The following is a 10,666-nucleotide window of genomic DNA, read 5'->3' as shown; positions in this document are numbered from 1 at the left end:
GAGGTGGGTGCGGGCCACGACGTTGTTGCCGTAGCGGTCCACCGTGAGGTGGGGCAGGGCGCGCAGGGCCAGCTCCACGGCGTCGGCGAGGACCTTCTCGTCGCCGCTCACGGAGGGGATGTCGACGAGCCGGGCGGTCAGCTCGGCGGCGTCCAGGGTGAGGTCGAGCTCGGATTCGGTCATGAGCCGACCCTAACGCGCCGGGCTGCGGCGAACGTCTCACGTCCGGCCGGTGGACGTGGCATCTGGCTCAAGTACGGTGGGCCGCGTGTCCCAGAGCGATCTTCCCCGCCCCCGCCGCCGCCGTCGGTTCCTGACGGCCGCCGGCCTGTGCGTCCTGCTGGCGCTCGTCGGCTACCTCGTGGTGCAGTTCAACTCGCTGGGCGGTGGCGGTGCGCCCCACTGCACGGCTTCCGATACGGCCGGAAATGCCGGCGGGCGGGGCGCGCGCCAGTCGTACGACATGACGCCGGAGCAGGCGGCGAACGCGGCGACGATAGCCGCGGTCGGCGTCGCCAAGGGACTGCCGGACCGGGCCGTGACGATCGCGCTGGCGACGGCCATGCAGGAGTCGGCGCTGCGCAACCTCGACCACGGCGACCGGGATTCGCTGGGCCTGTTCCAGCAGCGGCCCTCGCAGGGCTGGGGCACCCCGGAGCAGATCATGGACCCGGTGTACTCGGCGGGGATCTTCTACGACCGGCTGGTCGAGATCAAGGGGTACTCGCGGCTGCCGCTGACGGAGGCCGCCCAGCGGGTGCAGCTCAGCGGCTTCCCGCAGGCGTACGCGAAGCACGAGCCGGACGCGACGGTCCTGACGGCGGCCTTCGCGGGCGGCGGCGAGGTGGCCTGCGGCGGGCCCGCGCCGACCGCCCCCGGCGATCCGGAGAAGGTCCGCGGCGAGTTGAAGCGGATCTTCGCCAAGGGCTCGCTGCACACGACGCCCGCCTCGCCGAGCAGCACCGGGGACGGCGGCCGGGGGATCAAGGAGACCGAGGTCACCGTGGTGGAGAAGAGCGACGGCGGGGCGCCCGCCGAACGCGGCAGCCGGGCGATCGCGGGCTGGGCCGTGGCGAACGCGCGCGGGCTGAACATCGCGCGGGTCTCCTACAACCAGCGGGGCTGGATCGCCGGGCAGGCCAACGGCCAGTGGCAGGACAAGGGTCTGCCGGGGGCCAAGGCGGGCGACGGGGACCCGCACAACGCGAACCAGGGCGAGGTGCGCATCTTCGTCAAGAAGTGACGCGCCGCCCGGCATCCCGGTCAGGCGTACGGGGCTTCCCCCGCGCGGGGGTGATCGCCGGAGCGGTGCGTGCGGCCCGTTCGGGCACGTAAGCGCAGGTCGGCGCGGGTTCCCGGCACTTTTCCGGGAAGCCGATAAAACGATGCGTTACCGATCCTTTACTGATCGGGTCCGCAACCCGCCCCGCCCTGCGAGCGGTTGTACCGGCGTACTCAGCCGCTACCGCTTAGGAGCATCATGTCCCTCCCCCTGACCCGCCGGATCGCCCGTACCGCGCTGCTGCTCGCAGCCGGGGCAGCTCCCGTGGTCGGTGCGGCCGGCGCGGCCAGCGCCGCGGGCCTGGAGTCCGTGCCGCAGCTGGGCGCGCTCACCGGCTCGGACGCCACCGCCGCCGCGGGCGACGCGGTCGGCACCGGCGAGGCCGCCGCCCACACGGCCACCGACACCGCCGCCCACGTCCTGCCCGGCGGCCCCGGCCAGGTCTCCGACACCGCGGGCGGCCTGCTCGGCGGGCTGCCGGCCGGCAAGGGTCTGCCGACCGGCGGCGTGACCGACTCCGTGCCGGCCGGCGAGCTGACCGGCGCGGTGCCCACGCAGAACCTGCCGCTGAACACCCTGCCGCTGAACGGCCTGGGCGGCTGATTCACAGCCCGAAGCGTGCGAGAGGGGCCGGGAGTCGTGACTCCCGGCCCCTCTCGTCTGCCTGCTCTCCTCGGCCGGCGCGGCCGGCGGTGTCAGGCGAGCCGCTTGACGGCCGCCGCCACCCGCTCGTCCGTCGCCGTGAACGCGACGCGGACGTACTGCGCGCCGGCCTCGCCGTAGAAGTCGCCGGGGGCGACCAGGATGCCGAGGGCGGCGAGGTGCGCCACCGTGTCCCAGCAGGGCTCGTCCCGGGTCACCCACAGGTAGAGGCTGGCCTCGCTGTGCTCGATCCGGAAGCCGTGCGCCTCGAGCGCCGTGCGCAGCGCCTCGCGCCGGGCCGCGTAGCGCGCGCGCTGCTCCTCGACGTGCGCGTCGTCGCCGAGCGCCGCCACGGTGGCCGCCTGCACGGGCGCCGGGGTCATCATGCCGCCGTGCTTGCGGATCTCCAGCAGCTCGCCGAGCACGTCGGCGTCGCCGGCGATGAAGGCGGCCCGGTAGCCTGCCAGGTTGGAGCGCTTGGAGAGGGAGTGGACGGCGACCAGGCCCTCGTAGGAGCCGCCGCAGACGTCGTCGTGGAGGACGGAGACGGGCTCGGCCTCCCAGCCCAGCTCCAGGTAGCACTCGTCGCTGAACACCAGGATCCCGTGCTGGCGCGCCCAGGCGACGATGCGGACCAGCTCGTCCTTCGCGATGACCTTCCCGGTCGGGTTGGAGGGCGAATTGAGCCACAGCAGCTTCAGGCCGGCCGGGTCGAGCTCGGTCGGGTCGTCGTAGACCACGGCCTCCGCGCCGCACAGCCGGGCGCCGACCTCGTACGTCGGGTAGGCGAGCCGCGGGTAGGCGACCTTGTCCCCGGCGCCGAGCCCCAGCTGGGTCGGCAGCCAGGCCACCAGCTCCTTGGAGCCGACGACCGGCAGGACGTTGCGGTGCCCGGCGGCGCTCGCGCCGAGCCGGCCGCGCAGCCAGCCGGTGATCGCGTCGCGCAGGGCGGGGGTGCCCCAGACGGTGGGGTAGCCCGGGGAGTCGGCGGCCGCGACCAGGGCGTCCTGGATCAGCTGCGGCACCGGGTCCACGGGCGTGCCGACGGACAGGTCGACGATGCCGTCGGGGTGCGCCGCGGCCGTCTTCTTGTACGGCTCCAGCTTGTCCCAGGGAAAGACGGGAAGACGTGCGGATACTGCGGCCACGATGCTCTCTGCTCTCTCGTGCGTACCTGGAACTGCGGGAAAAACGACTCGGTCCCGCGCGGCCCGGGGGCCGTACGGGACCGAGGTGCGCGTGCCCGGGGCGGCAGGGCCGTCAGTGGCCTTCGCCCATGGGGGGCAGCGCGGCGATGAAGGGGTGGTCGCGTTCGATCAGACCCAGCTTCGAGGCACCACCGGGCGAACCGAGCTCGTCGAAGAACTCGACGTTCGCCTTGTAGTAGTCCTTCCACTCCTCCGGGGTGTCGTCCTCGTAGAAGATGGCCTCGACCGGGCAGACCGGCTCACAGGCGCCGCAGTCGACGCATTCGTCCGGGTGGATGTACAAGGACCGCTGGCCCTCGTAGATGCAGTCGACGGGGCACTCTTCGATGCATGCCTTGTCCTTGACGTCGACACAAGGCTCCGCGATGACGTAGGTCACGCTCTGTTCCTCCTTGGTAGGGCTGTCCATATCGCGCGGGAGCGCGGCGTCGTCGATGCCCACGCCTAGTATCTCCGTTCCCGGGCACGATCCGAACAGGAGGGGCGGACAGAGCTGTGGAAATCACTGCCGGTGGGCTGCTGGAGATCCGTATCACCCCGGCTGACGTGGGTAAACGAGTCTCTGTACGACGGGTGGAACGCGCGTCCGGCGGTTCGCCCGCGTTCACGGACACGGTAGGGGTTCTCACATCCTGGGACCAGGGTGTGCTGACGATCACACGAAAGAACGGCGACTCCGTCCGCATCGCGGAATCCGCCCTGGTGGCGGGCAAGGTGGTGCCCGCCGCTCCGGCCCGGCGGCGCGGCCCCGCGGCCTCCTTCGAGGAGCTGGCGCGGGTGGCCGCGCGGTCCTGGCAGCCGCTGGAGAGCGAGCCGCTGGGCGAGTGGACGCTGCGGGCCGCCGCCGGCTTCACCCGGCGGGCCAATTCGGTCCTGCCGCTCGGCGACCCCGGGATACCGCTGGACGAAGCACTCGCGCGGGTGACGTCCTGGTACGCGGAACGAGGCCTTCCGGCGTACGTGCAGGCCGCGACGGGGGCCGCCGGCACCCAGGAGCTGCTGTGCGCGGAGCTGGAGCGGCGCGGCTGGGCCCGGCAGGTGTCGGCGGAGGTCCGCGTCGCGGCGCTGGCGCCGATCGCCGACACGGTCGCCGACACCGCCCAGGTGCGGCTCGCCCGGACCCCGGACGAGGAGTGGCTCGGCCGCTACGGGAAGGTCGAGGACCCGGCCGTGGCCCGGCAGGTGCTGGTCGCCGGGCCGTCGGTGTGGTTCGCGACGCTGCCGGGGCGGGCCATCGGGCGGCTGGTCGTGGACGGCCGGTGGGCCGCCTTCGCGGCCGTCGAGGTCGACCCCGAGCACCGGCGCGGGGGCCTGGCGACGGCGGTGATGGCGGCGCTGGCCCGGCAGGCGCTCGACGAAGGGGCCTCGGCGGCCTGGCTGCAGGTGGAGACGGACAACGGGGCCGCGCGCGGGCTGTACGACGGGCTGGGCTTCGCGACGCACCACGCGTACCACCACTACCGGGCGGCGGCGCAGTGACCTCGGAGAACCGGGAGCAGTTCGCGCGGGAGGCCCGCTCCGAGCGGCCCGACCTGGCGGTGCTGTGCCTGCTGCTGGCCGCCGAGGCGGATCCCGAGCTGGACGAACGGGCCATGGACTGGGCCCAGATCGAGCTGGACCGGCTGGCCGGCATGCTGCCGTACGGGCTGCACGGGGCCCGGGCGTGGGCGTCGGCGGTGACCGAGCTGCTCGGCGGGCGGCTCGGCTTCCACGGCACGCCCGCCGACTACGACCGGCTGTCGTCCTCGCTGCTGCACGAGGTGCTGCGGCGGCGGAGGGGGCTGCCGATCCTGCTGTCGGTGGTGTGGCTGGAGGTTGCGCGGCGCGCGGGGGCGCCGGTGTACGGGCTCGGGCTGCCGGGGCACTTCGTGGTGGGCTTCGGAGATCCGGAGGAGGGCGTGGTCGTCGACCCGTTCGCGGGCGGGGCCGCGCCGGGGACCGGGCCGGCCGAGCTGGCCGCCGGGCCCCGTACGCCCGCCCGCACGCTGGACATCGTGATGCGGATCCTGAACAACATCCGGGCGTGGGCCGCGGCGCGGCCGGAGCAGTCCGGGGTCGCCCTGTGGGCCCTGGAGCTCTCGCTGCTCCTGCCGTCCCACCCCGCGTCGCTGCGGTACGAGCGGGCTCGCCTCCTCGTGGAGCGGGGATCCTTCCGGGAGGGGGCCGCGGAGCTGGAGGCGTACGCGGAGGTGGTGGCTGCCGTCGACGCCGACGCCGCGGCCCGCGTCCGCGCCGAGGCCGTCTCCGCCCGAGCCCTCCTGAACTGACCGGCCCGGCCGGGCGCCGCCGCTGCGCGGAGCCTTTTCCCCACCCCGCCCCTTCCCGAACCGGGGGCTCCGCCCCCGGACCCTCCCCCGGCTACCGCTGGGGGACCTCCAGCGCCTCAAACGCCGGCGAGGCTGAATTCAGCCCGCGCGGCGCTTGAGCGCACCGGGCGCGAAGCGCCCGGAACGGGGTCCGGGGCGCAGCCCCGGTTTCGGGAAGGGGCGGGGAGGGGACTGCTCCGCGCAGCGGGAGCACCGGCCGCGGCCGGGCTAGAGCCAGCCCTTTTCGCGGGCCACGCGGACGGCCTCCGCCCGGTTGCGGGCGGCCATCTTCTGGATGGCGGTGGAGAGGTAGTTGCGGACCGTGCCCTGGGACAGGTGGAGGGCGGCCGCCAGTTCGGCGTTCGTCGCACCGTTCTCCGCGGCCCGCAGCACCTCCCGCTCCCGGTCGGTCAGCGGGTTCGCCCCCTCCGCGAGGGCCGCGGCCGCCAGCGTCGGGTCGATCACCCGCTCCCCCGCCATGACCTTCCGCACCGCCTCCGCCAGCTGCGCGGCCGGCGCGTCCTTGACCAGGAACGCCGAGGCCCCGGCCTCCATCGCACCCCGCAGGTAGCCGGGCCGGCCGAAGGTGGTCAGGACGACGATCTGCAGCCGCGGCAGCGCCTCCCGCAGGGCGGCGGCCGCCTCGATGCCGGTCATGCCGGGCATCTCGATGTCCAGCAGGGCGACGTTCACGTCGTGCGCACGGGCGGCGGCCACCACCTCGTCGCCGCGGGCCACCTGGGCCACCACCTCGATGTCGGGCTCCAGGCCGAGCAGGGCCGCGAGGGCCTCGCGGACCATGGACTGGTCCTCGGCGAGGAGGATCCGGATGGGGCGTGCGGCGGTCATGCCCCTGATCCTAGGGGGACGCGGGCCAGCAGGCGGAAGCCCCTCTTGCCGGCCGGACCGGCCGACAGGGTGCCGCCCACGGCCTCCAGACGCTCCGTCAGCCCGGTCAGGCCGTTGCCCGGCGCCGCCTGCCCGCCCGCGCCGTCGTCCGCGACCGACAGCTCCACCATCTCCCCGGCCAGGGTCTGGCGGCGTTCCAGGGCGACGGTGCAGCGCTTGGCCCCGCTGTGGCGGACCACGTTGGTCACCGCCTCGCGCAGCGACCAGGCCAGGGCCGCCTCCACCTCCTCCGGAAGGCCGTCGACCGCCTCGACCGGGAGGTCCGCCGCCACGCCGGCCGCGGTCAAGGCGGTCCGTGCGCCCGCGAGTTCGCCCGGCAGGGTCGCCCGCCGGTAGCCGCTCACGGCCTCCCGTACGTCGACCAGGGCCTGCCGGCTGACCCGCTCGATGTCGGCGACCTGCTGGGCGGCCTGCTCGGGGTGGCCGGGCAGCATCCGGCCCGCGAGCTCGCTCTTGAGCGTGATCAGGGACAGCGAGTGGCCCAGCAGGTCGTGCAGGTCGCGGGCCATCCGCAGCCGCTCCTCGTTGGCCGCGAGCTGCGCCACCGTGGCCCGCGCCTCCCGGAGTTCTATCGTGGTCCGGATCAACTCCCGGACCCCGACCATCGCGAACCCGCCCATCAGGGCCGGGACCACCAGCGAGGCCAGGTAGCCGTCCCAGCCGGGCAGCGCCGGGGCCACCACCATCATCAGCGCGGTGGCGGCCGGCACCGACCAGCGGGACAGCTCCCCCGGCAGGGCGGCGCCGGAGGAGATGGAGACGTAGACGAAGAGCACCAGCCACTCGCGGCCCAGGCTCAGCGACAGCACCGTGGCCAGGGTGGTGAGCACCGTGAGGGCGATCAGGACCCGGCGTACCGGCAGCTGCCGTTCCGGGTGGAACACCAGCACCAGGTAGGAGGCGACGAAGGCCAGCAGGCCCAGGCCCCCGAGCAGCCGGGCCGTGCTGCCGTGGCCGCCGCTGACCAGGTCGGTGACGGGGGCGCTGAGGTAGAAGAGCCAGATGGCGATCCAGAGGCTCTTCACCACCTTGTGGACGGTGGTCTCATGGGGGTGGCCGACACGGCTCGCGCCGTCGGTCTCCTGCGTCAGCGCCACGGGTTCATGCCTTCAGTGAGTCCTTGCGGTACAGCCAGGCGGCCGCACCGGTGAACAGTACGAAGTACACGGCGAGGATCGCCACGTCCTTCAGGTGCGGCGCGCCGCCGAGCTCGATGGCCTGGCCGAGGCCCGCGTACGCCCGGGTGGGCAGCCACTCGCTGATGTCCTGCAGCCACTGCGGGAAGTTGGCGGTGGGCATCCACAGGCCGCCGAGGATGGACAGCCCGAAGTAGACGAGCATCGACAGGGGGCGGACGTTGTCCGCGGTGGCCAGGTAGCCGATGGCGACGCCGAGGGCGGCGAAGACCAGGCTGCCGGCCCAGATGGAGCCGGTCAGGGCCAGCCACTGCCAGGCCTCGAAGCGGACGCCCTTGACGGCCGCGGCGACCACGAACACGGCGAGGATGGAGGGCAGGGACAGCACGCCGGCGCTGGCGGTCTTGCCGAGCACGTAGCCGCGACCGGGCAGGGCGGTCAGGCGCAGCTGGCGCACCCAGCCCTTCTCGCGCTCCTTGGCGATGCGCTCGCTGTTGCCCATCAGGACGGCGGTCAGCGCGCCGAAGGAGGCCATGGCGACCATGTAGAAGGCCGGCATGGTCAGTTCGGTGCCCAGGACCTTCGTGGTGCCGTCCAGGGTGCCGCCGAGCATCAGGAACAGGGCGGCCGGGTAGAGCAGGGTGAAGAACAGGTACTTCTTGTTGCGCAGGGCGCGGACGACTTCGAGCTTGATGAGCTGGTTCATGATGCGGCGGCCTCCTCGGCCTCGGTGAGGGCGATGAAGGCCTGCTCCAGGCCCAGCCCGGCGACTTCCAGGTTCCGGGGGTAGAGGCCGAGCGCGTACACGGCGTGGACCGTGGCGTCGGCGTCGCGCGACTGGAGCCTGACGGTCTCGCCGTGCCGCTCGTACGCGGTCAGGTGCGGCAGGGCGCGCAGCGCGGCCTCGTCGACGGGGGCGTCCGCGGCCAGGTCGAACGCGATCCGGCGGGCGCCGGCCTTGGCCTTGATCTCGGCGGCGGTGCCGTCGGCGAGGAGGCGGCCCTTGTTCAGGACCAGGACGCGGTCGGCGATCGCGTCGGCCTCCTCCAGGTAGTGGGTGGCGAACAGGACGGTGCTGCCCTGGGCGGCCTGCTCGCGCATGGTGGCCCAGAAGGCCTGGCGGGAGGTGACGTCCATGCCGGTGGTGGGCTCGTCGAGGACGATCAGGTCGTTGCGGCCGGCGGTGGCGAGCGCGAAGCGGACGCGCTGCTCCTGGCCGCCGGAGAGCTTGTTGACCATGCGGTCGGCGATCTCGGTGATGCCGGCGCGGCTGAGGACCTCGTCCACCGGGTAGCGGCGGGGGTGCAGGGCGCAGCCGAGGGCGACGACCTCGCGCACGCTGACGTCCTCCATCAGGCCGCCGCTCTGGAGCATCGCGCCGACCCGGCCGGTGGCGACGGCCTCGCGCGGGGTGGTGCCGAAGAGCCTGACGCTGCCGGAGTCGGCCGGGCGCAGGCCGAGGAGGAGGTCGAGGGTGGAGGACTTGCCGGCGCCGTTGGGGCCGAGGAGTGCGACGGTCTCGCCCGGGTGGAGTTCGAGGGAGAGGCCGTCGACCGCCCGGACCGCGCCGTAGCTCTTGGTCACGTGTCGGAAGCTCACCACGGAGCCGGCACCGGGTCCGGTGTCCTTCGCGGCGGTGGGGTGCGCCGAGGTCGTCGTCGTCATGCCCCAAGATTCGCCCGTACGGGTGTGCGCGCGGCAGTGTCTGCCGTCGTGAGCGGCGGATGACAGATGTCATGCGGGCGGTGTGACAGGCCGCCCGGGCAGCGCGGGAGCCCCCGTCCCGGGCCGGGAACGGGGGCTCCTGTGCTGCGTGTGCGGGCGTCGGGCGGGGCCGTCAGCTGGGGTTGGTGTCGATCGTGGCGGTGCGCTCGGCGGCGGTCTTGCCGCGCAGGGCCTTGCCGAGGGCGCCGGCGACGTCCTGCGGGGTGACCGGGGTCTTCTCGCCGGTGCCGCGGGTGATCAGGACGCCGTCGAAGCTGTTGCCGTACGTGGCCTTGAGCGCCTCCAGGTCGTACTTCTCGACCAGGTGCCCGTCGACGGCCTGCATGCTCAGGATCTTGGGCAGGGACTTGGGGCCGAAGGGGAGGGACTTGGTGCCCGCCTTGACGGTGGCGACGCCGGACATGGCGGGCTCGGCGAACTCCTTCATGGCCCGGTCCAGTTCGGCCTGGGTGATCGCCGGCTCCTTGGTGGTGACCGGCAGGTCGACCGGGGCCGCCTTGCCGGTGGCCACCATGGTGCGGAAGGCCTTGGTGACCAGGTCGGCGGAGGCGCCCGCGTCGAGGGTGGTGCCGGCCTTGCCGGGGACGGCGACGGCCTTGCCGGTGTCGAACTTGATGGTTCCCTCGGTGGCGGTGCCGGCGGTGCCGGCGAGCTCCTGGAGGGCGACCTGGAGCTTCTCGTCGTCGACGGGGATGACGGGGTCGGCGATGCGCTCCTGGCCCAGGAGCGAGCCGATGACCGTGACGGGGTTGTAGTCGCTGCCCGCGGCGTTGCGGACGGTGGTCTGGGCGTCGAGGGACAGGCCGGCCTTCTCGGGCTTGAGCTCGACCTGCTTGCCGCCGACGGTCAGCTGGAGCGGGGCGGCGGCGCGGCTGCCGAAGGCCGTCTGGATCTTGGCGACGGCCTCGTCGCGGCTGCCGCTGATGTCGACGCCGAGGACGGTGGTGCCCTTGGGGACGTCGGAGTGGTTCAGCAGCAGCCCGGCGCCGTAGGCCACGCCGACCAGGGCGACGATGCCGCCGCCGACCAGGACCAGCTTGGAGCGGGCCTTGGTGACCTTGGTGGGCTTCGGGGCGGGCTTGGCGCCGGACGGCTTGGGGGCGCGCGGGCCGGGGGCCGGGGGCGCGGGGGCCGGGACCGGGGTGGGCCGCGGCTCGTCCAGCTCGGGGCCGGGCCAGCGCGGGGCCTCGTCGGCGCGCGGGGCGTCGACGGGGAAGGTGCCGAGGGCGGGGCCGCCGGTGGGTCCGGCGGGGCCCGCGGGGCCGGCGGGGGCGTCGAACGCGGCGGCGTCGAACGCGGGGAACGCCTCGGTGGCGGGGCCGAGGTCGGGGTCGCCCGGGAAGGCGGGGAAGCCCTGGGTGGCGCCGACGCCGGGACCGCCGAGCGGGCCCGCGGGGCCGGGACCGCCGAAGCCGGGGCCGCCGGGGCGGGGGCCCGCGCCGGGACCGCCGGGGGCGG

Annotated in this window: 11 protein-coding genes and 1 pseudogene; 4 read left to right on the top strand and 8 right to left on the bottom strand. The window is 74.2% G+C overall.

Annotated elements, in window-relative coordinates:
- Positions 1-183 (bottom strand): annotated as a pseudogene (locus AB0F11_RS36030) (succinyl-diaminopimelate desuccinylase); the annotation flags it as partial.
- A gap of 85 nt (positions 184-268) precedes the next feature.
- Here AB0F11_RS36030 and AB0F11_RS36025 point away from each other — a divergent pair.
- Positions 269-1,243, top strand: coding sequence for a hypothetical protein (locus AB0F11_RS36025; RefSeq protein WP_362183424.1), 975 nt, complete (start codon positions 269-271; stop codon positions 1,241-1,243).
- A gap of 237 nt (positions 1,244-1,480) precedes the next feature.
- A complete protein-coding gene (locus tag AB0F11_RS36020; protein WP_362183421.1) occupies positions 1,481-1,885 on the top strand; it encodes an ATP-binding protein in 405 nt (134 codons plus the stop codon).
- Positions 1,886-1,977: 92 nt separating this feature from the next.
- On the opposite strand, the gene dapC is transcribed toward AB0F11_RS36020, so the two are convergent.
- Both dapC and fdxA read right to left on the bottom strand, forming a co-directional pair.
- Complete coding sequence (gene dapC / locus AB0F11_RS36015; RefSeq protein ID WP_362183418.1) at positions 1,978-3,072, bottom strand: succinyldiaminopimelate transaminase; 1,095 nt, start codon at positions 3,070-3,072, stop codon at positions 1,978-1,980.
- A gap of 112 nt (positions 3,073-3,184) precedes the next feature.
- On the bottom strand, positions 3,185-3,511 hold the full coding sequence (gene fdxA, locus AB0F11_RS36010; protein ID WP_030291119.1) for a ferredoxin: 327 nt from the start codon (positions 3,509-3,511) through the stop codon (positions 3,185-3,187).
- Between the two features lie 116 nt (positions 3,512-3,627).
- Between fdxA and AB0F11_RS36005 the strand changes: the two genes are divergently transcribed.
- Entirely contained in the window at positions 3,628-4,611 is a 984-nt protein-coding gene (locus AB0F11_RS36005; RefSeq protein ID WP_362183415.1) for a GNAT family N-acetyltransferase, read from the top strand.
- Positions 4,608-5,399: a transglutaminase-like domain-containing protein gene (locus AB0F11_RS36000; protein ID WP_362183412.1), complete on the top strand. Its 792-nt coding sequence runs from the start codon at positions 4,608-4,610 to the stop codon at positions 5,397-5,399. Before AB0F11_RS36005 ends, AB0F11_RS36000 begins: the two co-directional genes overlap by 4 nt.
- A 267-nt stretch (positions 5,400-5,666) precedes the next feature.
- On the opposite strand, the gene AB0F11_RS35995 is transcribed toward AB0F11_RS36000, so the two are convergent.
- From AB0F11_RS35995 to AB0F11_RS35975, 5 genes are all read right to left on the bottom strand, one after another.
- Positions 5,667-6,287, bottom strand: coding sequence for a response regulator transcription factor (locus tag AB0F11_RS35995; protein WP_362183409.1), 621 nt, complete (start codon positions 6,285-6,287; stop codon positions 5,667-5,669).
- Positions 6,284-7,438 carry a sensor histidine kinase gene (locus AB0F11_RS35990; protein ID WP_362183427.1) on the bottom strand — a complete coding sequence of 385 codons (1,155 nt, stop codon included), beginning with the start codon at positions 7,436-7,438 and terminating at the stop codon, positions 6,284-6,286. Before AB0F11_RS35990 ends, AB0F11_RS35995 begins: the two co-directional genes overlap by 4 nt.
- Positions 7,439-7,448: 10 nt before the next feature.
- On the bottom strand, positions 7,449-8,189 hold the full coding sequence (locus AB0F11_RS35985) for an ABC transporter permease (protein WP_362183406.1): 741 nt from the start codon (positions 8,187-8,189) through the stop codon (positions 7,449-7,451).
- Positions 8,186-9,148 carry an ABC transporter ATP-binding protein gene (locus tag AB0F11_RS35980; protein WP_362183403.1) on the bottom strand — a complete coding sequence of 321 codons (963 nt, stop codon included), beginning with the start codon at positions 9,146-9,148 and terminating at the stop codon, positions 8,186-8,188. The genes AB0F11_RS35985 and AB0F11_RS35980 overlap by 4 nt, the downstream gene beginning before the upstream one ends.
- Before the next feature lie 172 nt (positions 9,149-9,320).
- On the bottom strand, positions 9,321-10,666 hold a 1,346-nt coding region (locus AB0F11_RS35975), incomplete at its 5' end, for a hypothetical protein (protein WP_362183400.1).

It is taken from the genome of Streptomyces sp. NPDC032472, assembly GCF_040636955.1.
Lineage (GTDB): Bacteria > Actinomycetota > Actinomycetes > Streptomycetales > Streptomycetaceae > Streptomyces.
This window is presented reverse-complemented; position numbering and strand designations above follow the sequence as displayed.

Coding starts and splice junctions, on each gene's coding strand:
- AB0F11_RS35995 (WP_362183409.1), bottom strand. CDS start 6,287: ATGACCGCCGCACGCCCCATCCGGATCCTCCTCGCCGAGGACCAGTCC.
- AB0F11_RS35980 (WP_362183403.1), bottom strand. CDS start 9,148: ATGACGACGACGACCTCGGCGCACCCCACCGCCGCGAAGGACACCGGA.
- AB0F11_RS36020 (WP_362183421.1), top strand. CDS start 1,481: ATGTCCCTCCCCCTGACCCGCCGGATCGCCCGTACCGCGCTGCTGCTC.
- AB0F11_RS35985 (WP_362183406.1), bottom strand. CDS start 8,189: ATGAACCAGCTCATCAAGCTCGAAGTCGTCCGCGCCCTGCGCAACAAG.